The sequence below is a fragment of the Cellulomonas sp. P5_E12 genome (assembly GCF_054049315.1).
Genome location: NZ_JBFUMP010000018.1, coordinates 70,043 through 93,107, shown reverse-complemented (window position 1 = coordinate 93,107; position 23,065 = coordinate 70,043). Strand labels below are relative to the sequence as shown.

Sequence of the window (23,065 nt, the reverse complement as noted above, 5' to 3'; positions counted from 1 at the left end):
TCAGGCCATCGCCTCGACGAGCCGTGGCCCGCGCATGACGCGATCGAGCAAGGCGGACCGTGGGCGCTCCAGCGCGGCCAGGGTCGCGCGGCGCAGCCACGGGCCGCACGGCACCTCGACGAACCGGTGCACCGCCCAGGCGAGAGCGGTCACGACGACGAGGGCCGCGGTCAGCGCCACCGCGGCGGGCACCCGGTCCGCCAGGGCGCGGATGACGGCGAGACCCCAGTACTGGTGCATGAGGTACAGCGGGTAGGTGAGCGCGCCGAGCGTCACGAGGCCCGGATGCTGCCAGCGTGACACCCGGGTCAGGACGGCCACCGCAACGGCGGCGACACAACCGACGACCGCGAGTCCGAGCAGGGTCGGTGAGGGCGTGTACCCGGTGGTCCGCTCGAGCACCGCCACCCGCGATGGGACGACGAGCGCGACGGCGAGCCCGGTGCTCGTCGCGACGGCGACCCACGGCACGATCGTCCGGTTCTCTGCAGCGCGGTCCTGCAGCAGCACGAACAGGGCCATGCCCGCCGCGAAGAGTGGCGCGTAGTCACTGATCAGGAGCGTGGCGAGCGCATCGGAACCGGAGCGCTCCGCGAGCAGCGCGACCCAGGGCCACGCGAGCGCGACGCCGAGCACGCGGCGCCGGGTGATGCCCACCAGTGAGAAGACGCCGAGCAGGAGGTAGAAGCGCAGCTCGGTCCAGAGCGTCCAGTAGACGCCGTCGACGTGCTCGACGCCGAGGGCCGGCTGGAGCATCGTGAGGTTCGCGAGGACCTGGTGCGGTGTGATCGCCTTGCCCTGCGGCCACATGACCAGAAGGAGCAGCCCGGCGGACAGCACCGCGACCCAGTACGCCGGGTAGAGGCGGCCGACGCGGGACGCGACGACCTGCGCGGTGGGTCGGCCCCACGCCGTCATGAGGATGACGAAGCCGCTGATGACGAAGAACAGCTCCGGGCCGAGCGACCCGTAGGACGTCCACCGTCCGACGCCGCCCAGCTGCTCCGCCTGGTCCGGGCCCCACGCGCTGCTGGTGCGTCCCGTGAAGTGGTAGAGAACCACCGCCGCGGCGGCGAGGAACCGCAGGGCGTCGAGAGCGGCGAGTCGCGGCCGGGGGGCGGAGGTCATCCGCTCGACGGTAGGCAGGCGTCCAGGACCTCGCACCTCGAGCGAGGCGTCCCCACGGACCCTTCACACGGTCAGACGCTGAAGCCCACGGTGGGTCGGGACGTCGTCTGCGCCCGGAGGCGCTCACCCTTGCCGTCCGCCTGCCCCTGCAGGTCCTCCTGGAACGCGGCCATCGCGGCCCGCAAGCGGGAGGCCTGCTCGCCCTCGCCGGACGCCAGGATCCGCACGGCGAGCAACCCGGCGTTGCGCGCACCGCCGATCGACACGGTCGCCACGGGAACGCCCGCCGGCATCTGGACGATGGAGAGCAGCGAGTCCATGCCGTCGAGGTAGGCCAACGGGACCGGCACACCGACCACGGGGAGCGTGGTGACCGCCGCAAGCATGCCGGGCAGGTGCGCGGCTCCCCCGGCGCCCGCGATGAGCACCCGCAGGCCACGGTCGGCCGCTGTCCGGCCGTACGCGATCATCTTGTCGGGCTGGCGGTGCGCAGAGACCACGTCGATCTCGACGGCCACGTCGAACTCGGCGAGCGCCTCCGCCGCGGCCTTCATCACTGGCCAGTCGGAGTCGGAACCCATGACGATCCCTACCTGGGCCTGCGCTGCCATCGTGGTCTCCGTCCAGCCGTCCGCGCCCCGGTGGCGCCGCGCCCATCATGTCCCAGCGGGCGGGGCGATCGGCGATCTGTTCGCGTCAGGCGGACGCGTCCCCGCGCAGGAGCGCCGCCGCCGCGACGGCCCGCCGACGGACGTCGTCGAGGTCGTCGCCGCTCACGTTCACGTGCCCGAGCTTGCGGCCGGCGCGCACCTCCTTGCCGTACAGGTGCACCTTGGCGCCGGGGTCGGCGCGGGCGACGTCGGCCAACGCGTCGGTCGGGTCCTCCAGCGCGCTGCCCAGCACGTTGGCCATGACGGTCCACGCCGAGCGGGGCGCGGTGTCGCCCAGGGGCAGGTCGAGAACCGCGCGCAGGTGCTGCTCGAACTGGCTGGTCACGGCGCCGTCGATGGTCCAGTGGCCGGAGTTGTGGGGGCGCATGGCGAGCTCGTTGACGAGGACGCGCGGCGGCCCGCCCGCCGTGCCGGGCACCTCAAAGAGCTCGACGGCCAGCACGCCCGTCACGCCCAGCCCGGCGGCGATCCGAGTGGCGACGTCGAGGGCTTCGGCCTGCGTGGCGGCGTCCAGGTCCGGGGCGGGGGCGACGACCTCGGAGCACACCCCGTCCCGCTGCACCGACTCGACCACGGGCCAGGTCCGGAGCTCGCCGGAGGGCCGCCGGGCCACGAGCACGGCGAGCTCGCGGGTGAAGGGGACCTTCTCCTCGGCGAGCAGGGGCGCGCCGGTTCCGTCGTCGGCGGCGGCGAACCAGTCCGTCACCTCGTCCGCGCCGCGCACCACGCGGACGCCCTTGCCGTCGTACCCACCGCGCGCGGTCTTCACCACGGCGACACCGCCGTGGTCGGCGAGGAACGCGTCGAGGTCCGTCCGGGACGGCAGCTCCGCCCACGCCGGGACCGGTACGCCGAGCGCCGTGAGCCGGGTCCGCATCACGATCTTGTCCTGCGCGTGCACCAGGGCGGCCGCGTCGGGGTGGACCGCGACACCGGCGGCCTCCAGGCGGTCCAGCAGCGCGTTCGGCACGTGCTCGTGCTCGAAGGTCAGCGCGTCGGCGCCGTCGGCGAGGCGGACGATCGCGGACTCGTCGGACGCGGCGCCGACCGGGGCGTCGACCACCACCTGGGCGGCCGAGGACGTCGGGCTCTCGACCAGGACCCGCAGGTGCAGCCCGAGCGCCGTCGCCGCCGGTGCCATCATGCGGGCCAGCTGCCCGCCGCCCACCACTGCCACCACGGGTGCCGTCACGGGCGACGACACTAGCCGAGCACCGGTGCGCTCGCCGAAACGCTTCGTCCCGACGCCTGACAGGTGACGTCCAGCAACGCGGGCTATCCTCGCGGGACGTCCGACACCGAGATGCCGAGGAACTCCATGAGCGCGAGCGACGAGCTGACCGCCCGCCCGGTCGTGACCGCGGCGCCGATCGCTCCCGCTTCCCGGGCAGCCGCGTTGCGGGCACGCGCGTACGAGCTTGCCCGCTTCCTGTCGGTCGGTGGCATCGCCTTCGTCGTCGACCTCGGCCTGTTCAACCTGCTGCGCTTCGGGCCGGGCCACCTGCTCGAGCACAAGCCGCTCACCGCCAAGATCATCTCGCTGCTCGCCGCCACTCTCGTGTCGTGGGTGGGCAACCGCCACTGGACGTTTTCCCAGCAGCGCACCACGCAGCGCACGCGCGAGCTCGTCATCTTCAGCGGCATCAACCTGGTCGGGGCGATCGTCCCGGTGCTCACCCTGGCGTTCTCGCACTACGTCCTGGACCTGACGAACGCCTTCGCCGACAACGCCGCCACCGTCGTCGGCATCGCGATCGGGACAGCGCTGCGCTACGTCGGCTACAAGAAGTGGGTCTTCACCGGCTCGGTATGACCCAGCCGCCGTCAGGGCACGTCGGCCTGGACAATGACGCCGTCGCCGTTCGCGGTGAGTCCGCCGTCCGCCGCGGAGACGAAGACGGATTGCCCCCGCGTGAGGACAAACGTCCCGTCGCGCTCGGTCGAGACGGCGACCTCGCCCTCCAGGCACAGCACCACACGCGGGCCCCGACCAGGGATCCGCGTGGGTCCGTCGTCGGAGAGCCGCGAGACGGAGAGCTCGAAGTCGTCGACGGGTGCGTAGAAGATCCGCGTCGAGGTGAACACCCGCTCGGGGGCGATCCTGATCGGCGGAGCCGCGACGTAGTCGACGTTGCTCAGCAGCTCGTCGGTGTCCACGTGCTTGCTGGTCAACCCCGCGCGCAGGACGTTGTCGGAGTTGGCCATGATCTCGATCCCGACGCCCCGCAGGTACGCGTGCACAGCACCGGCGGGCACGAACAGCGCCTCCCCGGGCCGCAGCGTCACCGGGTTGAGAAGCACCGAGGTCACCGCGCCGGGGTCACCGGGATAGGCCGCCGCGAGGCGCATGACCGTCCGGTCCGTCCGCGGCGACGGCGACCCGTCGGCGAGGCGCCGCGTGCACGCCTCCGCGAACTTGGCCACGTCGGCCTCGCTCGGCCGGGTGGCGGGCGTCAGCAGCCACTCGAACGCCTTCCGGACCCCCTCTGACGTCGGGTCGTCCACGAGCAGCGCGTGCAGGTCCGCCGCGAGCGGCGTGTCGAGGTCCGCCAGCAGCTCGGCGGCCCGACGCGGTGCACGGAACCCGACCATGGCGTCGAGCCTGGTCAGCGCGTAGACCAGCTCCGGCTTGTGGTTCTGGTCGCGGTAGCTGCGCTCGGGCGCGTCGACGGGGATCCCTGCCGCTTCCTCGCGTGCGAAGCCCTTGCGGGCGCGCTCGAGGCTCGGGTGCACCTGGAGCGAGAGCGGCGCGTCCGCGGCGATGATCTTGAGCAGGTACGGCAGCGCACCGAACCTCGAGGCGATCGCCGCACCGAGGTGGTGGGCGGGATCCTCGGCGATGAGCTCGTCCAGCCGACGGTCGCCATCGGCACAGTGGACCGTCGAGGGTGCACTCGTGTGGGCGCCGAACCACGCCTCGGCCACCGGCCCTCCGTCCGGGACCGTCGCGAGGACGTCGGGGATGGCGGTCGTCGAACCCCACGCGTAGCTCTGCGTGCGGGGCGTGATCCGGTACACGGTGGCGCTCTCCTGCGGCTCGTCATCGGCAATGACGTCCCAGCGTACGTGGGCGTCGGTCGACCACGCCTCGACCCGGCGGGTCGTGGTCCAATTCCTCAGCGCCGACGGCGGTCCGGCCGCGCCGACACGACCGCACCCAGCGGCAGCACGACGTCGGGCCGCATGGACGCGGGCACGCCGGACAGGAACAGCGCGAACACTGCGGGCCGGCGCTGGGCCAGCTCGAGCCGCCCCCCGTCGGCGGAGGCCAGGTCGCGGGCGAGCGCGAGCCCAAGCCCCGTGCCCTTGCCGGACGTCACCTCGCGCTCAAAGATCCGGGGGGCCAGGTCGTCGGGCACCCCGGCACCCTCGTCGGCGACCTCGACGACGACGGCGCCCGACGGTCCGCCGGGTCGCGACCGCACGGTCGTGGTGCCGGCCCCGTGCCGCAGGGAGTTCTCGATGAGCGTGGCGATGACCTGGGCGAGCGCGCCGGGCGTCGCGAGCACCTGGGTGGCCCGGTCGACCTCCACCACGAGTCGCCGACCGTGCGCCTGGAAGGTCGGCTGCCACTCCTCCTCCTGCTGGTGCACGATCTCGAGCAGCCTGACCGCCTCGGTGGTGCCGCCCTGGAGCCGCCGCGAGCTGGCCAGCAGGTCGTCGACCACCCGCACCAGGCGTTCCACCTGCTCGAGCGAGATGCGCGCCTCCTCGCTGACCGCGGGCTCGTCGGTCGCCAGCATGATCTCCTCGAGCCGCATCGACAGGGCGGTCAGCGGCGTGCGGAGCTGGTGGGAGGCGTCGGAGGCGAACTGCCGCTCGGCGGCCAGCCGGCCGGCCATCCGGTCGGCGCTGCGGGCGAGCTCGGCGGCGACGAGGTCGATCTCCTCGACCCCCGAGGGCTCGAGGCGCGGGCGCACCTGGCCGGCACCCAGCTGCTCGGCGGACGCAGCGAGGTACAGGAGCGGGGCCGTGAGCCGGTTGGCCTGCCAGATCGCCATCGCGATGCCGGCCGCGAAGGCCACGACGGCCGCGACCACGACGAGGGCGATGACCCGGGCGCTGAGCCAGAAGACGTCCCACCAGGACACGTAGAGCAGCACGGTCGCGCCGGTGTCCGAGTCGACCTTCACCGAGAGGGTGCGGCCGCGGATCCGGTCGCCGGCCTGGTAGACCCGGCCGTCCGGCGCCTGCACGACGACCGACGCCGGGATGTCGCCGGGGCCGCCCGCCGCGTTCTCGAACATGCGGTCGGACAGCGCGATGTCCTGCTCGACGCGGAAGTCGACCGCGCGCGCCGCGTCCGTGGCCCGCGACTGCAGGGCCTGCATCTCGTTCTCGCGGACAAGCTGAGCACCCAGGAACGCCAGGGGGAAGCCGAGCAGGACCACCGCGACGGTGACCGCCGCGATCGTCGCCTGCAGGACGCGACGACGCAAAGGTCAGGCCCGCTCGGCGCTGGCGCCGCCCGTCTCGAACCGGAAGCCCATGCCGCGCACCGTCGTGACGTACCGGGGCGCGTTGGCGTCGTCGCCGAGCTTGCGGCGCAGCCAGGACACGTGCATGTCGAGGGTCTTCGTCGAGCCCGTCGGGTCCGAGCCCCAGACCTCGCGCATCAGGGTCTCGCGCGCCACGACCGTACCTGCGGCACCGACCAGCACGCGCAGGAGGTCGAACTCCTTGGCCGTGAGGTGCAGCTCACGCTCGCCCTGGAACGCCCGGTGCGCGGCGACGTCGACGCGCACGTTCTGCGCGTGCAGCTCGTCCTCGTCGCCCGGGTCGCCGACGCTGCGCCGCAGCAGCGCCCGGACGCGGGCGAGCAGCTCCGCCAGCCGGAACGGCTTCGTCACGTAGTCGTCGGCGCCCGCGTCGAGCCCGACCACGAGGTCGACCTCGTCGGCGCGCGCGGTGAGGACCAGCAGGGGCGTCGTGAGGCCGAGGTTGCGGATGGCGCGGGCGACGTCGAGGCCGTCCATGTCCGGCAGCCCGAGGTCGAGCACGACCAGGTCGGCAGCTGCGGCGCCGTCGATCGCACCTTGACCCGTACCTTGCACGCGCACGTCATAACCTTCACGCCCGAGGGCGCGGGCCAAAGGTTCGGCAATCGCGGGATCGTCCTCGGCCAGCAGCACCTGGGTCATTCGCCCATGCTAGGTCATGGGACGGTCTTGACCGCCAGAGGGGCGCGCCTACAGGTCCCCGTGAACCGCCTGCGCCTGGGGTCGGACGCCGCGACGGTCCAGGTCGTCCCCGAGGAGCACGCCGTCGTCGTGCGCCGCACCTACCCTCGTGGGGTGACCAGGTGGGAACGGCTGCTGCGGTGGGAGGATGCGCACCGGTTCGCCGTTGACGCCACCGGCACCGGGTTCCTGCTGCTCCTCATGGTCGTGACGGCGACCGACATCACGAGCTCGACGTCCGGCGCGACCCGCACGCTCGCGAGCGCGCTCCTGTCCGTCGCGATCGTCGCGCCGCTCGCCTGGCGCCGCGTGCGGCCCACCGCCTCGGCGGCGGCCGTCTACACCGCGGCGCTGCTGCAGGTGCTCTTCTTCACCCCGCTGGTGATGCCGGCCGACTTCGCGGTCCTCGTGGCGCTCTACTCGGTCACCGTGCACGGCCCGCGGTGGGCGCACCGCGTCGCGATCGTCGGGGCGCTCGTCGGCTCGGTCGTGCTCGGGGTCTCGATGAACGGCTGGTTCGACGCGCCGGGGGCCGCGTCCACCGCGATCTTCTCCGGGGTCGTCGCGCTGTCGGTCTGGGCGTTCGGCCTGGTCCGGCGCTCGCGGCGCGAGACGATCGAGGCGCTCGTGGACCGGGCGCAGCGCCTGGAGGTCGAGCGCGACCAGCAGTCCCAGATCGCGACCGCCGCCGAGCGCGCGCGCATCGCGCGCGAGATGCACGACATCGTCGCCCACTCCCTGACCGTGATGATCGCCCAGGCCGACGGCGGCCGGTACGCCGCCGACGCCGACCCGGCGGCGGCCACGCGGGCGCTCGGCACGATCGCCGAGACGGGCCGCGCCGCGCTGACCGACATGCGGCGCCTGCTCGGGGTGCTGCGCGGCGGAACCGAGACGAGCGCCGTCCCCGGACCGGGCGGCCTCACCCACCCGGCGACCCAGGGGTTCGCCCCGCAACCTGCCGAGTCGGACGTCGGCGCCCTGGTCGACCAGGTGCGGGCGAGCGGACTGCGCGCGTCGCTGGTCCGGATGGGCGAGCCCCGGACGCTGCCGCCCGGCGCCGGGCTCACGGTCTACCGGATCGCGCAGGAGGCACTCACGAACGTGCTCAAGCACGCCGGCCCGGACCCCACGGTGACCGTGCTCGTCCAGTGGCTGCCCGACGCCATCGTCGTCGAGGTCAGCGACGACGGTCGCGGCGCCGCGGCCGACTCCGACGGCCTCGGGCAGGGCCTGCTGGGGATGCGCGAGCGCGCCACGATGTTCGGGGGCACGGTCGCCGCCGGCCCCCGGCCCGGCGGGGGCTTCCGGGTCCGCGCCCAGCTGCCGACGCCCGGCGACCACACCACCCCACCCGAGAGGACCGCACCCGTGCCGACCAGTCAGGACGAGAACGCCCGATGAGCGAGAACCACATCCGCGTCGGCCTCGTCGACGACCAGCAGCTGGTGCGCGCCGGCTTCCGCATGGTCATCGACTCGCAGCCCGACCTCGAGGTCGTGCTGGAGGCCGGCGACGGCGCCCAGGCGGTGCGCGCGCTCGACCCCGCGGCGCTGACAGCCACAGGACTGGTGGACGTCGTGCTCATGGACGTGCGTATGCCGACGATGGACGGGCTGACCGCGACCGCGCAGATCACCGCGCGCGGGACCGAGGCCCACCCGGCGCCCCGCGTGATCGTGCTGACCACGTTCGACCTCGACGAGTACGTCCTGGCCGCCATCCGGGCCGGCGCCAGCGGGTTCCTGCTCAAGGACGCCCCGCCGGAGGAGATGCTGGGCGCCATCCGCACCGTGCACCGCGGCGACGCGGTGATCGCCCCGTCGAGCACCAAGCGGCTCCTCGAGCACCTCGTGACGGCGCTGCCGCCCGACGAGCCGGGGGCGCCGACCGACCCCGCGCGGCTCGCGGTCGCCGATCTCACCGACCGCGAGCGCGAGGTCCTCGTGCTCATGGCGCGCGGCCGCTCGAACACGGAGATCGGCTCCGACCTGTTCGTCGCCGAGGCCACGGTCAAGACGCACGTCGGCCGGATCCTGGCCAAGCTGCACGCGCGCGACCGCGTGCAGGCCGTCGTCGTCGCGTACGAGACGGGACTGGTCCGGCCGGGCTCCTGATGGGCCCGCAGGATGACGCACGACCAGTCCCGGGCCTGATGTGCGGGTGATAGCCCGCTCCGTAGCGTCGGGAGCGTCATCACCGCCCGTCGAAGGAGCCCTCCCGTGGACACCACCGTCTTCCGCCCCCTGGAGACAGACCCGCCCCAGCCGGACGCCACGGTCGCCGTCAGCGCCCGGTCGCTCACCAAGGTCTACGGGCAGGGCGCCGCCGAGGTCCGGGCGCTGGACGGTGTCGACGTCGACTTCGCGGCGGGCGCCTTCACCGCCATCATGGGCCCGTCCGGCTCGGGCAAGTCGACGCTCATGCACGTGCTGGCCGGCCTCGACCAGGCGACGTCGGGCACGGCTCGGCTGGGCGCGACGGAGATCACGTCGCTCGACGACGGCGCGCTGACCCGCCTGCGCCGCGACCGCATCGGCTTCGTGTTCCAGAGCTTCAACCTGCTGCCCATGTTCACGGCCGAGCAGAACATCCTGCTGCCGCTCGAGCTGGCCRGTGCCGACGTCGACCGCGAGTGGCTCGACACCCTCGTCGGCACCCTCGGCCTMGGTCAGCGCCTCACGCACCGACCGGCGGAGCTGTCCGGCGGTCAGCAGCAGCGGGTCGCGATCGCGCGGGCGCTCATCGCGAAGCCGGAGGTCGTGTTCGCCGACGAGCCGACGGGGAACCTCGACTCGCGCTCCGGCGCCGAGGTGCTCAGCTTCCTGCGGCGCTCGGTGCGGGAGCTCGGCCGCACGATCATCATGGTCACGCACGACCCGACGGCCGCGGCGTACGCGGACCGGGTGGTGCTGCTGGCCGACGGGCGGATCGCGGGCGACATCGCCGACCCGACGCCCGAGTCGGTGCTCACCGGCCTCGAGGCCCTCCGCACGCTGGATCAGGTGGCGCTCTGATGCTTCGCCTGACCTTGGCGCAGATGCGCCGCAGCCTCGGCCGGCTCACGGCCGCCGCCGTCGCCATCGCGATCGGCACCGCGTTCCTGGCCACGACGCTCCTCGCCGGCAACATCATGACCCGCACGGGGTACGACGCCGTGACGGCGACCTACGCCGGCGCGGACATCGTCGTGCAGGGCGACGTGCACGACGACCAGCTCGCCGCCCTGCGCGCGCTCCCCGGCGTCGAGGCCGCCGAGGTGCTCGCGCCGACGGGCTTCGAGGTCCGCCGCGGCGGCGCGAGCCGCTACCAGCTGATGCTGCCGACCTCGACCGACGCCCGGCTCAGCTCGCTGGTCGTCGAGGACGGCTCGGCGCCCACCCGGAGCGGCCAGATAGCGCTGCCGGCGGCGACCGCGACGGCCCTGGGGGTCGGCGTCGGGGACCACGTGCAGGTCCGGTACGGGGTCTCGGAACCGGCCGACGACGGGACGACCGACGAGGTGTGGCGCGCGGTCGACGAGGACGTCGTCGTGACCGGCATCGCGACCGACCCGGCCGACGCGTGGTCGCAGTCCGGCGGCGCGGGTCTGGTCACTCCCGACGACGCGATCCGCTGGAGCGGGGTCGACTCGCTCACGGAGCTGGGCGCCGACACCCTGGTCGCCGCGCGGCCCGACGCCGACGTGCAGGCACTCCAGGACGCCATCGTCCCGCTGGTGCCCGGCGCCGAGGCGCTGACCAAGGACGAGGCCGCGGCGAAGTCCGTCGAGGAGTTCTCCGACGGCGGCAACGTGCTGGTCACCGTGGTGCTCGGGTTCGCCTCCGTGGCGCTGCTGGTCGCCGCGCTCGTCATCGGCAACACGTTCCAGGTGCTGGTGGCCCAGCGGACCCGCACGCTCGCGCTGCTGCGCTGCGTCGGTGCGGGCAAGGGACAGCTGCGCCGGTCCGTGCTGCTGGAGGCGGCGATCCTCGGGTCCGCCGCCTCGGTGGCGGGGCTCGTGCTCGGCGCCGCGCTCGCGCAGCTCGCGCTGGTGGTCCTCGGCCGCCTCGACCTCGGCGTCCCCCTGCCCGACACCATCCAGGTGACCCTCCCGGTCATCGTGTTCCCGCTGCTGGTGGGCACGGTCGTCACCGAGCTCGCGTCGCTGGTGCCGGCCCGCGAGGCCACCCGGGTGTCTCCGATGGCCGCGCTGCGTCCCGCCGACGCGCCGGCCGTGGGCGCCCGCGCCGGTCGGTTGCGGCTCGGGCTGGCGCTGCTGCTCATGCTGGGCGGTCTGGCGGTCATGCTCATGGCCACCGTCCTGTCCCGGACGGGCCGCGCCGATGCGACGCTGCTGCTCAGCGTCGGGGCGCTCGCCGGTGCCCTGTCGTTCGTCGGCGTGCTCGTCGGCGCCGTGTTCTGGGTGCCGAAGGTCGTGTCGTGGGCGGGGCGCGCGCTTGCCMGCACCGGCACCAGCGCCCGGCTCGCCGCCGCGAACACCGTGCGCAACCCGCGCCGGACCGCGGCCACGAGCGCCGCCCTGCTCATCGGCGTCACGCTCGTCGCCATGATGAGCACGGGGGCCGCGAGCGCACGCGTGTCGCTGGCCCGGGAGCTCGACGAGCACTACCCGGTCGACCTCACGATCGACAGCGGGGTCCCCGATGGTGACGCGACGCTGACGCCGGACGTGGCCGAGGCCGTCGCCGGGGTCAACGGCGTCGAGACGGTGCTCGAGATGCGCACGGCTCCGGTCAAGATCGGCGACAGCTGGTTCACCGTGGCCGCGCCGGCCGACGGCTCCGTCGGGGACGTGCTGGTCGACCCGCGCACCGTGGACGGCCTCACGGACGGCACCCTGCTGCTGCCGAAGGCCCAGGGCGAGCCCTCGAGCCGCGAGGTCCAGGACGCCACGGCCTACGCCAGCAACTGGGACGACTCCGTCCCCGCGAACGGCGGCACGACTGTGCCGCTGCGACCGGTGGCCACCGACCTGGGCGGGCTGTACTCGCTGGTCACGCCGGCGACCCTGGACGCCCTGGACCCGCACGCCCCCGTCTCGATGGTGTGGGTCCGCCTCGAGCCCGACGCCGGCGCGGCGCTGGTGCTGCAGGACGTGCGGGCGGCCCTGCCCGACACCGCGGCCGAGGTCAGCAGCGCCGGCGCCCAGCGGGCGACGTACGAGCGCGTGGTCGACACGCTGCTCGCGGTGGTCGTGGGGCTGCTGGGCGTCGCCGTGGTGATCGCGCTGATCGGCGTCGCCAACACGCTGTCCCTCTCGGTCCTCGAGCGGCGCCGCGAGTCCGCGACCCTGCGGGCGATCGGGCTGTCCCGCCGTCAGCTGCGCTGGATGCTGGCGGTCGAGGGCATGCTCATCGCGGGGGTCGGCGCGGTCCTCGGAGCCGGGCTGGGCCTCTTGTACGGGTGGGCCGGCTCGGTCGTGCTGTTCGGCCAGATCGGCGACGTGGTCCTCGTCGTACCGTGGCTGGACCTGGCGATCGTCCTGGTCGTCGCGCTGGGCGCCGGGCTGCTCGCGTCCGTGCTGCCGGGGCGGGCGGCCGCGCGCACCTCCCCGGTGGCCGCGCTCGCCGTCGACTGACGGGAGCCCACGGGCCCGCCGAGCCGACCGGCGGGCCTGTGGGTGGACGGCCCTTCCCCGGGTCGAACGCCTCCGGGCCTCGGGTGGACCGACCACAAGGCAGGGTCAGGCGGTGCGTTTCACCCTGCTCCACCCCGACCCGGTCCGCGGTCCGGGTCTGCACCCCACCGACGTCGAGGCGGACCCGGGCGCCGCGCTGAGCGCCCTGCGGCCCGCGCTGTCCCGCGTCAGCGGCTACGGCGGCTGGGTCGGCACGGGCGTGCGCCTGGCGGTGGCCGACGTGCCGCTGGACGACCACCACATGGTCGGCCAGCCGCCGTTCGTCGAGGGGTGCGCTCTGCGCGTGGGCGTCGGTGCGCGTCCGCCGGCGGAGGTCGCGGCCCTCGCCCCGTGGCACGTGGCCGTCGTCGCGGGACCCGACTGCGGCGGCGTGCTCGCGCTCCCCGACGGGGTCGTCACGACCCTCCGCCCGTGGAGCGGGGGTCCCGGTGGGCTGGGGGTCCGCGACCCCACCCTCGAGCTCGTCCGGGTCCGTCGACGCGGCGAGCGCGTCCGGCTCCGCGTCGGACGCGGCCGGTGGCGTCGCTGGCGGCCCGACGACCCGCGCCGATCGGGAGCGACGACCCTCGTCCTGCGTCGTGCGCACGGCGACGTACCGATCAAGTCGTCCGCCGACGAGCCGAGACCGTTCGGCAGCCTCACCACGTGGCTCACGCCCGTGGTCGGATCGGTGGCGCTCGCGCTCGCGCTGCGGCAGCCGGTGTTGCTGCTGGCCGGCCTCGCCACCCCGGCTGTCGCTCTCGCGGCGGCGGGGCTCCGCGCCTGGCGTCGCCGTCGGKCCGCCCCCGCCGACCCGGCTCTGCGGGACCCCGCCGCGCTCGCCGTCGCCACGACGAGGGCCCGGTACGTCGACGCCGAGCCGGTGGTCGTGGAGCAGCCGTGGGACACGGGCGGCTCGCTCGCCGTCGTCGGTCCGCGCCACCTCGCGCTGCCCGTGGCCCGGGCCGTGGTTCTCAGTGCGCTGGGTACCCACCTCGCCGGGCCGCTCACGGTGCACACCCGGCACCCCGACGACTGGGCGTGGGGAGTCTGGGCATCGGTCGGCCCCGGGCCAGGAACCCTCGTCGTGGCCGACGACCCCGGCGACACCGCGGCCCTGGCCCGCTGGAGGTCCTCGGCTCCCCCGGTCGACCGCCTGGTCCTGCTCGCCGAGACGGTCTCCGACGTCCCCGCGTGGTGCCGCGCCCGCCTGGAGGTGGGTCCTCGGCCGGTTCTCCTGCGAGACGCTGCCGGATCGACCCGTGAGGTGCCCAGGCACGCGGTCACCGCCGCGCACGCAAGCGCGCAGGTCCGCTCCGCGGCTGCCGCCCGCGCGAGCGCCGCCCGACGCGACGGGCCCGGCGCCCTGCCCGACCGGGCGTCGCTCGGGGCCCTCGACGGCATCCCCGCACCCGACCGGGTGGCCTCCGCGTGGGCCGCGCCATGCACGGGGCTCGTCGCCGCGCTCGGCCTCGGCCCTGACGGTCGCACGCTCGGCGTCGACCTCGTCGCCGACGGTCCGCACGTGCTCGTCGCGGGCACCACCGGCGCCGGCAAGTCCGAGCTCCTCACCACGCTCGTCCTCGCGCTCGCGCTGACGCACCCGCCCGACCGGCTGACGATGCTGCTGGTCGACTTCAAGGGCGGCACGGGGCTCGGGCCCGTCGCCGGGCTCCCGCACGTGCTCGAGCACGTCACCGACCTCGATGCGACGCACGCCCGTCGGGTCCTCACCGCGCTGCGCGCCGAGCTGCGTCGCCGCGAGCGGGTCCTCGCCGCGGCGGGCGCGCGTGACCTGGTCKACCTGGACCCCGCGGCCGCCGGCACGCCGCCGCGGCTGCTCGTCGTGGTCGACGAGCTCCGCGCGCTCACCGAGGACGTCCCCGACGCGTCCGGCGCGCTCGCCCGGATCGCGGCACAGGGCCGCGCGCTGGGGGTGCACCTGGTCCTGGCCACGCAGCGGCCCGCGGGCGCGGTCGGTGCGGACCTGCGCGCGAACGTCGCGCTCCGGGTGGCCCTCCGGGTGGCCGACGTCGCCGACTCGACCGACGTCCTCGACGCGCCCGACGCTGCCCGGATCGACCCCGCGACTCCCGGGCGGGCGTGGCTGCGCCGGGGCACGCGGCCGCCCGAACCGGTGCAGGTCGCCCGCGCCGTCGCGACGAGCGCGCTGCCGGTGGTCCGGGCGGCTCGACCGTGGCCCGGCGACGCCAGCTGGACGCCCCGCGGCACCGCGCCCMGGGAGCCGGCGGACGCCATCGCGGCGTGGGTCCGGGCCGCCGACGAGGCCGCACGCGCGGGACCTGCTCGGGAGCGACCGCCCTGGCTCCCCGGGCTGCCCGAGGTGGTCCGCAGCAGCGACATGCCGGACGGTCCCGGCCTCGCGCTCGCCGTCGCGGACCTCCCCGAACAGCTGCGTCGAGCGGGCGTGCGCTGGGACCCGTCGGAGGGGCACCTGCTCGCACTGGGTGGGCCGCGCTCGGGCCGCAGCACGGTGCTGCTGACCCTCGGCATCGAGGCCCTCGAGCACGGCTGGGACGTGCACGCCGTCGGCCTGCCCCCCGACGCCGTCGACCGGCTCCGCGCCGGCGACCGGCACGGCGGCCTCGCGAGCGTCCTCGGCACCGACGACGCCCGCGGCACCGCGCGGCTCCTCGAGCTGCTCGCCGCGGCCACCGGAGGCCGGGCGCTGCTCCTGGTCGACCGCCTCGACMTGGCTCTCGAGTCGCTGGGCCGGCTCGCGCAYGGCGCGGGTGCCGACCGGCTGACCGCCCTGTGGCGGGGAGCGTCCGGCGGGACAGCGGTCGCCGCGAGCGCCGACGCCGGCGCGAGCGCGCTGCAGCACGCGGGCGCCTTCTCCCGCCGCCTGGTGCTGCCGCTGGCCGACCCGACGCTCGACGCGATCGCCGGCGTGCCGGCAGCGCTGGCGGGACCACGGCGCACCCCCGGACGGGCCGTGCACGTCCACCCCGGCGGCGCGGAGCTGTGCCAGGTGGTGCTGCCCGGGMCGCCCACGGGAGAACTCAAACCCGCGACCTCCGCACGCCGGCTCGTCCTCGTCCGCGCCCTGCCAGACCGCGTCGAGCTCCCCTCGGACTTGGTCGCGCGGTCGGGCTCCCTCGTGGTGGCCCTCGGCCGCGGCGGGGATGACGCCGGGCTCGTCGAGGTCGACCTCGCCCACGGGCTGCTCGTGGCCGGGCCGCCCGGATCCGGGCGCACCTCGACGTTGGCGGTGGTCGCGCACTCGCTCGTGCTTGCCGGCGGCGGCGCGCTCCGGGTGGTCGACCCGATGACCGCCCCTCCCGGTATCCCGGGCGTCGAGGACGTGGCGCTCGTCGACCTGGTCGCGGCGTGCCGGGAGGCGAGCGCGCCGCCGGTGGTGCTCGTCGACGACCTGGACGAGCTCGACCGCAGCCAGCCGTCGCTCGACGAGGTCCTCGCCGCCGCGCCGGCCGCGGGCGTCGTCGCGGCGGTCACCTCCGCCGCAGCGGCGCAGGCCTTCCGGGGCGCCCTCCCCGCGCTGCTGCGGCGACGGCGCACACTCGTCCTCGACGTGCACGACCCCGCGTCGGCGGAGCTCGCAGGTCCGCACGCCGCCTTCTGCGTGGACCCGCGCCGACGGCCGCCGGGCCGCGGCGTCCTGCTGACCGGCCGGGACGCCGTGGTGGTGCAGGTCTACGCGGCGCCTACTCGGCCGGACCCTCGCGGCGCCCCGTGACCGCGACGACCGGCGGCAGCAGGAGGCCCACGCCGACCAGCGTGGCGACGACGAGCACGACGACCCCCAGGACGGACGCCTGGGCGCTGAGCCAACCCAGCGAGAGCACGACGAGCAGGACCTGCCACATGATCACCGGCGACCGGGCCCAGCGGCGCCCCCGCCACAGGCCGCGCGCCGCGAGCAGGAGGAGGATCGCGATGCCGACGCCGAAGGCGGCGAGGAACAGGCTCGCGGCCGGCATGGTCGCGGCGCCCCGGACCACGTCGGCGGTCCACGCGACCCCGAGCCCCAGGAAGGCGGCGGCCTCGAGGGTCACGAGGGCGCACACGATCAGCAGCAGGGCGGGACGGCGCTCGGTCACACGCAGGAGCCTAGGCAGGTCGCGGGCAACAGCGGACACGCCACCGACGACCCCGCGGTCCGCTGACCTGGGCGACCCCGAACATAGGCCGTTTGACCTGCGATACCACGTCCGCGACGTGGTCCACGCCACGACGTGACACCGATCACCCCTCCGAAACGGCGTGTTGACCTGGACATTTGTCCGACAATGCCCCTCACCTGCATCAACATGCGGGCTCAGGCCGCACACGGGAGAATCACAGGTGTGACGAACGCCTCAGTCGTTACGGAGATGAAACCTTCCCGTAACCCCTTGTGCAGTCCCCGTACCGGTGCGAGCCTTGTGGAAGCAAGGAAACCCACCCCCGATCTCACGTCTAGATACGCGCGCCCTGACCCCCCGGGCGCTGGCCTGACGTGTGCCTAGGAGATAAATCATGGATTGGCGCCACCGCGCATCGTGTCTCGACGAGGACCCGGAGCTGTTCTTCCCCATCGGGAACACCGGACCCGCGCTGCTCCAGATCGACGAGGCGAAGGCCGTCTGCCGCCGGTGCCCCGTCGTGGACACGTGCCTCAAGTGGGCGATCGAGACCGGTCAGGACGCCGGGGTGTGGGGCGGGCTGTCCGAGGACGAGCGCCGCGCCCTCAAGCGCCGGACCGCGCGCCAGCGCCGCGCCAGCTGATCTCTCGCTCCGCCGTACCGGCCCCGTCACGTCCCACGTGGCGGGGCCGAGTCATGTCCGGTGCGTGCCAGCTCAGATCAGCGAGCCCGCGTCCCGTGGCGCGCGCAGCCGGGCCTCGATGACGACGGACGTCCCGCCGCCCGCGCGGCTCGCCCACTCGATGGTCCCCCGCATCTCGTTGGTCACGAGCGTCGAGACGATCTGCGTGCCGAGGCCGGTGCCGGCGCCCCGCTCGGTCGGCAGGCCCGAGCCGTCGTCGGCCACCTCGACGCGCAGCTGGTCGTCCTGACGGTCGACGATGACCTCGACGGTCCCGGACTCCCGCCCGTCGAACCCGTGCTCGACGGCGTTGGTCACCAGCTCCGTGAGGATCAGGGCGAGCGCGGTCGCGTCCTCGGCGGGGATCGAGCCGAACGAGCCGCGCACGAGCGTGCGGACGTGCGCGCCCTCCGTGGCGACGTCGGCGGCGAGCCGCAGGCTGCGCCCGACCAGGTCGTCGAACGGCACGCTCTCGTCGAGCGTCTGCGACAGGGTCTCGTGCACCAGCGCGATGGTGGCCACCCGCCGCATGGCCTCCCCGAGCGCCTCCTTGGCCTCCGGGGAGTCGACCCGTCGCGACTGCAGCCGCAGCAGGGCGGCCACCGTCTGCAGGTTGTTCTTCACGCGGTGGTGGATCTCGCGGATCGTCGCGTCCTTCGTGATCAGCTCGCGCTCGCGCCGGCGCAGCTCCGACACGTCGCGGCACAGCAGCACGGCACCCACACGCTGGCCGTGCTCGGTGAGCGGGACCGCGCGCAGGGACAGCGCGACGCCGCGCGCCTCGACGTCGACCCGCCACGGCGCCCGGCCCATGAGGACCAGCGGCATCGACTCGTCCACGGTGTCGTGCTGCTCGATGAGCTCGGCGGTCACCTCGACCAGCGAGCGCCCCACGAGGTCGCCCACCACACCGAGGCGGTGGAAGCAGGACAGGGCGTTGGGGCTGGCGTAGAGCACCTCGCCCTCGGAGTTGAGGCGGACGAGCCCGTCGCCGACGCGCGGGGCGCCGCGGCGCGGACCGGTCGGCGCGTCCGGGGCCGGGAACTCGCCGCGGCCCACCATCGCGAAGATGTCGTCGGCCGCCTCGACGTAGTTCAGCTCGAGCCGGCTGGGCGTCCGGGCGCCGCCGAGGTTGGTCTGCCGCGCGAGCACGGCGATCGCCTTGCCACGCCGGACCACGGGCACGGCCTCCTCGCGGACCGCGTACGACCCGAACCAGCGCGGCTCGCGCGACCGCTGGGCCGCCCGCTCGTCGAGCGAGCGCTGCAGCTGGGGCCGCTGGCCCTCCGGCGCGCTCGACCCGACGACGTCGTCGTAGTGCACGGTCGCGCCGGTGGAGGGCCGGCACTGGGCGATCGCGACGAAGTCGCCGTCCGTGGTGGGCAGCCAGAGCACCAGGTCGGCGAAGGCGAGGTCGGACAGCACCTGCCAGTCACCGACGAGCAGGTGCAGCCACTCGAGGTCATGGGCGTCGAGCGCGGCATGACGAGCGGCGAGGGTGCTCAGCGTGGACACGGGGACCAGGGTAGGTGGAACCCGGGCCGCGCCCGGACCGAAGAACCAGCGCGGGACGGCCGGGACGTGGGGCAGATAGCCTCGGACCACCACCTCGACCCTCGAAGGACCCGCCGTGCGACTGAGCGAGACGCTCGACCTGCCGACCGACGCCCGTGCCGCGGCCCGGCTGCTGGCCGACCCCGAGTACGTGCACGACAAGGTGCGCGCGACCGGTGCGCTCGAGCAACACGTGGACGTCACCGGCTCCGCCGACGGGGCGTTCACGGTGACGACCCGCCGCGCCCTGCCCACCGAGCAGATCCCGGCGCACCTGCGCAGCTTCGTCGGGAACCGGATCGACGTGCGCCAGGTCGAGGCCTGGGAGGCGCCGGGAGCGGACGGCGCCCGGGTGGGCACCGTCGTGGTGGAGATCGCGGGTGCTCCCGTGCGGCTCAGTGGGCGCACCTCGCTCACCCCGACGGCGGACGGATCGACGGTCGTCGCGTACGACGGCGACCTGCGCGCGTCGGTGCCGTTGTTCGGCTCCGCGATCGAGCAGGCGACCGCGGGCGCGGTCCGCTCCGCGCTGACGGTCGAGCAGGATGTGGCGCGCCGGTGGATCGCGGGTCACGGACAGGCGCCGCGGCCGTAACGATTCGGTAACACGGACCCGTGTCCAAAACGCTCTGACCTGCGGAAACACTGGTGTGGGATCGCTACCACACCAACTGATCCACCCGCGCTCCTTGACACTGGAGGGGCTGCCGACGACAGTATCCGCAGCGCGTGGGAACGCTCCCGCATCACTGCGGATGGGAGCGCGACCACGCCGGGTCCACACGGCCCAGCCCGACGTCCGTCCGCGCCCCCTGCGGCGAGCGGCCGACGGGTGCCCTAGGGGTACGGCGAGGACGCCGTCCGACTGACAAGGGAGTCACAGTGCGCAAGACCACCAGCAAGATGTGGGCGGCCGCGGCGGGGGTCACGGGCATCGCCCTCCTCGCCACCGCCTGCTCAGGCAACTCGGACACGCCCAGCGACGAGGGTTCTGACGGCGCTGCCGGCGAGAACATCACGCTGACGCTCGGCACGTTCAACGAGCCCGGCTACACGGACGAGATGTTCAAGGCCTACGAGGACGCCAACCCCGGCGTCACCATCGAGAACAAGAAGGCCGCGACCTCGAACGAGGCCCGCGACAACCTGAACACGCGCCTCGCGTCGGGTTCGGGCGCCTCGGACGTCGAGATGATCGAGATCGACTGGCTCCCCGAGCTCATGCAGTACCCGGACAAGTTCGTCGACCTGACGGACTCGGCCCTCGACGGCCGCTGGCTGGACTGGAAGGTCGCGCAGGCCACGACGCCCGACGGCGTCCTGCTCGGCTACGGCACCGACATCGGCCCCGAGGCCATCGCGTACCGCTCCGACCTGTTCGCCGCCGCCGGTCTCCCGACCGACCGCGCGGCCGTCGCCGAGCTGCTCGGTGGCAAGGACGCCACGTGGGACAAGTACTTCGAGGTGGGCAAGCAGTACACCGCCGCCTCGGGCAAGCCGTTCTTCGACGGCGCCGGCGCCATCTACCAGGGCATGATCAACCAGGTCGAGAACGCCTACGAGGACGAGGACGGCACGATCATCGCCGCCTCGAACCCCGAGGTGAAGGACATCTACGACGCCGTCACCACGGCCTCGGTCACCGACAACCTGTCGGCCCACCTCAGCCAGTGGACCGACGACTGGACCGCCTCGTTCCAGAACGACGGCTTCGCGACCATGCTGGCCCCGGGCTGGATGCTCGGCGTCATCGAGGGCAACTCGGCCGGCGTGACCGGCTGGGACATCGCGGACGTCTTCCCCGGCGGCGCCGGCAACTGGGGCGGCTCGTTCATGACGGTCCCCGCCCAGGGCAAGCACACCGAGGAGGCGAAGAAGTTCGCCGCCTGGCTGACGGCTCCGGAGCAGCAGCTCCAGGCCTACAAGAACAAGGGCACGTTCCCGAGCCAGACCGAGGCGCTGTCCTCGGACGAGCTGCTCAGCTCCACGAACGCGTTCTTCAACAACGCCCCGGCCGGCCAGATCCTGGCCAACCGCGCCGTGGGCATCGTCGCCCGGGTCACCCATCGGCCCGGCCCCGCCAGCGTAGGCTCCTTGCCCACCAGCACGAAGGACTCCTGATGGTCACCTCCACCACCCCGCCTCAGCTGGACCGCGGTCCGCAGCCTGGCCCCGAGCGCCTGCCGCGCCGGGTCGGGTTCAGCCAGACCCTCGGTCGCTGGGACGTCAAGGTCTCGCCCTACCTCTACATCTCCCCGTTCTTCCTGCTGTTCGCGCTGACGGGCCTGTTCCCGCTCGCCTACACCGCCGTCGTGTCGCTGCACGACTGGAACCTGATCGGCGGCAAGGGCGACTTCGTCGGGTTCGAGAACTACCTCTTCGTCCTCCAGGAGCCGAACTTCTGGAAGAGCATCCGCAACACGTTCAGCATCTTCTTCCTGTCGACGGTCCCCCAGCTGATCATCGCGATCGTGCTCGCGGCCCTCCTCGACGCGAACCTGCGCGCCCGGACGTTCTGGCGCATGGGCGTGCTCCTGCCGTACGTCGTGGCGCCGGTCGCGGTCAGCCTCATCTTCGGCAAGCTGTTCGCCGACAAGTACGGTCTCGTCAACACGGTGCTCGGCTACGTCGGCATCGACCCGATCCGCTGGCACGCGGACGTCTTCGCCAGCCACGTCGCCATCGCCACGATGGTCGACTTCCGCTGGACCGGGTACAACACCCTCATCCTGCTGGCCGCGATGCAGGCGATCCCGCGCGACCTGTACGAGGCCGCCGTCCTCGACGGTGCCACGCGCGTCCGGCAGTTCTTCTCGGTCACGGTCCCGATGCTGCGGCCGACGCTCATCTTCGTCGTCATCACGTCGACCATCGGCGGACTGCAGATCTTCGACGAGCCGCGCCTGTTCGACCAGACCGGCCAGGGTGGCCCGAGCCGCCAGTGGATGACGACGACCATGTACATCTACGAGCTGGGCTGGGGCAACCAGAAGAGCTTCGGACGAGCGTCCGCGGTCGCCTGGATCCTGTTCCTGATCATCGTGCTGATCGGCATCATCAACTTCTCGATCACGCGGCGGATCTCGTCCGACACCTCGTCAAAGCGGAAGAAGGTCTCCCGATGAGCGCCCCCTCGCTGCCGGTCATCCGGCAGACCGCCGGCCGCGGCGCCGCACGTGCCGCCGGGCGCAGCCGCTCCACGGCCGCCGGTTCCGACCGTCGCCCGGGCTGGGTCACCTACACCCTGCTCGCGCTGGCCATCGTCCTGGCGATCGCGCCGCTGTACTACGCGTTCCTGCTCGCGTCGTCGAACTCGGCGTACATCGCGCAGCACCCGATCCCGTCGCTGATCCCGCAGGGAGAGTTCTTCACCAACGTCGGCAAGGTGCTGAACGGCGACATCCAGTTCTGGAAGGCGCTCACGAACTCGATCGTCGTCGGCACGGTCACCGCGCTCTCCGTGGTGCTGTTCTCGACGCTGGCCGGCTTCTCGTTCTCGAAGCTGCGCTTCAAGGGCCGAAGCGCCCTTCTCGTGTTCGTCATCGCCACCACGGCCGTGCCGACGCAGCTGGGCATCGTCCCGCTGTTCATCCTCATGTCCCAGCTCGGCTGGACCGGCAAGCTCATCGCCGTCATCGTCCCGGGTCTGGTCACCGCGTTCGGTGTCTTCTGGATGACGCAGTACCTCGAGTCGGCGCTGCCCTACGAGCTGGTCGAGGCCGCGCGCGTGGACGGCGCCTCGATGATCCGGACCTTCTGGCACATCGCCCTCCCGGCGGCGCGCCCTGCGGCCGTCATGCTCGGCCTGTTCACGTTCGTCGCCTCGTGGACGAACTTCTTCTGGCCGTTCATCGTCCTCGGACCGCAGAACCCGACGCTCCCGGTGGCCATCCAGCTGCTCCAGGCGTCGTACTTCAAGGACATGTCCCTGATCATGGCGGGCGTCACGGTCTCCACCATCCCGCTGATCATCCTGTTCTTCGTCGCGGGCCGTCAGCTCGTGGCCGGCATCATGCAGGGCGCGGTCAAGGGCTGAGCCCGCAGACTGTCCCCTAGCAGGGACCTGACGTCGCGGTCGTCCCCGACCCGAGGTCCGGCAGACGAGAGGGCGGGGTGCTCCCCCG

Annotated in this window: 19 protein-coding genes; 11 read left to right on the top strand and 8 right to left on the bottom strand. The window is 73.7% G+C overall.

Going from position 1 to position 23,065, the window contains the following annotated elements; all coding sequences use genetic code 11:
* The 3 genes from ACXJKA_RS15155 to ACXJKA_RS15145 form a co-directional block, all read right to left on the bottom strand.
* Positions 1–1,128, bottom strand: coding sequence for an acyltransferase family protein (locus ACXJKA_RS15155; RefSeq protein ID WP_456826043.1), 1,128 nt, complete (start codon positions 1,126–1,128; stop codon positions 1–3).
* 71 nt (positions 1,129–1,199) lie between these two features.
* Entirely contained in the window at positions 1,200–1,739 is a 540-nt protein-coding gene (gene purE / locus ACXJKA_RS15150; protein ID WP_456826042.1) for a 5-(carboxyamino)imidazole ribonucleotide mutase, read from the bottom strand.
* A gap of 85 nt (positions 1,740–1,824) precedes the next feature.
* Positions 1,825–2,991 (bottom strand): 5-(carboxyamino)imidazole ribonucleotide synthase, encoded by a 1,167-nt coding sequence (locus ACXJKA_RS15145; protein WP_456826041.1) that lies wholly within the window; start codon positions 2,989–2,991, stop codon positions 1,825–1,827.
* A gap of 126 nt (positions 2,992–3,117) precedes the next feature.
* On the opposite strand from ACXJKA_RS15145, the gene ACXJKA_RS15140 reads away from it, so the two are divergent.
* Positions 3,118–3,612, top strand: a complete 495-nt coding sequence (locus tag ACXJKA_RS15140) for a GtrA family protein (RefSeq protein WP_456826040.1) — start codon at positions 3,118–3,120, stop codon at positions 3,610–3,612.
* 11 nt (positions 3,613–3,623) lie between these two features.
* On the opposite strand, the gene manA is transcribed toward ACXJKA_RS15140, so the two are convergent.
* From manA to ACXJKA_RS15125, 3 genes are all read right to left on the bottom strand, one after another.
* Positions 3,624–4,817, bottom strand: coding sequence for a mannose-6-phosphate isomerase, class I (gene manA, locus ACXJKA_RS15135; protein WP_456826039.1), 1,194 nt, complete (start codon positions 4,815–4,817; stop codon positions 3,624–3,626).
* 98 nt (positions 4,818–4,915) lie between these two features.
* Positions 4,916–6,238: an ATP-binding protein gene (locus ACXJKA_RS15130; protein ID WP_456826038.1), complete on the bottom strand. Its 1,323-nt coding sequence runs from the start codon at positions 6,236–6,238 to the stop codon at positions 4,916–4,918.
* 3 nt (positions 6,239–6,241) lie between these two features.
* Positions 6,242–6,940, bottom strand: a complete 699-nt coding sequence (locus ACXJKA_RS15125; RefSeq protein WP_456826037.1) for a response regulator transcription factor — start codon at positions 6,938–6,940, stop codon at positions 6,242–6,244.
* 60 nt (positions 6,941–7,000) lie between these two features.
* Between ACXJKA_RS15125 and ACXJKA_RS15120 the strand changes: the two genes are divergently transcribed.
* The 5 genes from ACXJKA_RS15120 (at position 7,001) to ACXJKA_RS15100 (ending at position 16,317) form a co-directional block, all read left to right on the top strand.
* On the top strand, positions 7,001–8,383 hold the full coding sequence (locus ACXJKA_RS15120) for a sensor histidine kinase (protein ID WP_456826036.1): 1,383 nt from the start codon (positions 7,001–7,003) through the stop codon (positions 8,381–8,383).
* A complete protein-coding gene (locus ACXJKA_RS15115; protein ID WP_456826035.1) occupies positions 8,380–9,096 on the top strand; it encodes a response regulator in 717 nt (238 codons plus the stop codon). The genes ACXJKA_RS15120 and ACXJKA_RS15115 overlap by 4 nt, the downstream gene beginning before the upstream one ends.
* Before the next feature lie 105 nt (positions 9,097–9,201).
* Positions 9,202–9,996 carry an ABC transporter ATP-binding protein gene (locus ACXJKA_RS15110; protein ID WP_456826034.1) on the top strand — a complete coding sequence of 265 codons (795 nt, stop codon included), beginning with the start codon at positions 9,202–9,204 and terminating at the stop codon, positions 9,994–9,996.
* Positions 9,996–12,560: an ABC transporter permease gene (locus ACXJKA_RS15105; protein WP_456826033.1), complete on the top strand. Its 2,565-nt coding sequence runs from the start codon at positions 9,996–9,998 to the stop codon at positions 12,558–12,560. The genes ACXJKA_RS15110 and ACXJKA_RS15105 overlap by 1 nt, the downstream gene beginning before the upstream one ends.
* Positions 12,561–12,672: 112 nt before the next feature.
* On the top strand, positions 12,673–16,317 hold the full coding sequence (locus ACXJKA_RS15100; protein ID WP_456826032.1) for an FtsK/SpoIIIE domain-containing protein: 3,645 nt from the start codon (positions 12,673–12,675) through the stop codon (positions 16,315–16,317).
* Here ACXJKA_RS15100 and ACXJKA_RS15095 read toward each other — a convergent pair.
* A complete protein-coding gene (locus ACXJKA_RS15095) occupies positions 16,286–16,681 on the bottom strand; it encodes a hypothetical protein (protein ID WP_456826031.1) in 396 nt (131 codons plus the stop codon). The two genes, ACXJKA_RS15100 and ACXJKA_RS15095, sit on opposite strands and share 32 nt — an antisense overlap.
* Before the next feature lie 418 nt (positions 16,682–17,099).
* Here ACXJKA_RS15095 and ACXJKA_RS15090 point away from each other — a divergent pair, with 418 nt between their 5' ends.
* Positions 17,100–17,348, top strand: coding sequence for a WhiB family transcriptional regulator (locus tag ACXJKA_RS15090; protein ID WP_118768014.1), 249 nt, complete (start codon positions 17,100–17,102; stop codon positions 17,346–17,348).
* Between the two features lie 72 nt (positions 17,349–17,420).
* Here ACXJKA_RS15090 and ACXJKA_RS15085 read toward each other — a convergent pair whose 3' ends face one another.
* Positions 17,421–18,902 (bottom strand): sensor histidine kinase, encoded by a 1,482-nt coding sequence (locus tag ACXJKA_RS15085; protein ID WP_456826030.1) that lies wholly within the window; start codon positions 18,900–18,902, stop codon positions 17,421–17,423.
* 115 nt (positions 18,903–19,017) lie between these two features.
* On the opposite strand from ACXJKA_RS15085, the gene ACXJKA_RS15080 reads away from it, so the two are divergent.
* From ACXJKA_RS15080 to ACXJKA_RS15065, 4 genes are all read left to right on the top strand, one after another.
* Entirely contained in the window at positions 19,018–19,536 is a 519-nt protein-coding gene (locus ACXJKA_RS15080) for a DUF2505 domain-containing protein (RefSeq protein WP_456826029.1), read from the top strand.
* A gap of 287 nt (positions 19,537–19,823) precedes the next feature.
* Entirely contained in the window at positions 19,824–21,062 is a 1,239-nt protein-coding gene (locus ACXJKA_RS15075; protein WP_456826028.1) for an ABC transporter substrate-binding protein, read from the top strand.
* Positions 21,062–22,066 (top strand): carbohydrate ABC transporter permease, encoded by a 1,005-nt coding sequence (locus tag ACXJKA_RS15070; RefSeq protein ID WP_456826027.1) that lies wholly within the window; start codon positions 21,062–21,064, stop codon positions 22,064–22,066. The genes ACXJKA_RS15075 and ACXJKA_RS15070 overlap by 1 nt, the downstream gene beginning before the upstream one ends.
* Entirely contained in the window at positions 22,063–22,977 is a 915-nt protein-coding gene (locus tag ACXJKA_RS15065) for a carbohydrate ABC transporter permease (RefSeq protein WP_456826026.1), read from the top strand. The genes ACXJKA_RS15070 and ACXJKA_RS15065 overlap by 4 nt, the downstream gene beginning before the upstream one ends.
* Positions 22,978–23,065 lie beyond the last annotated feature (88 nt).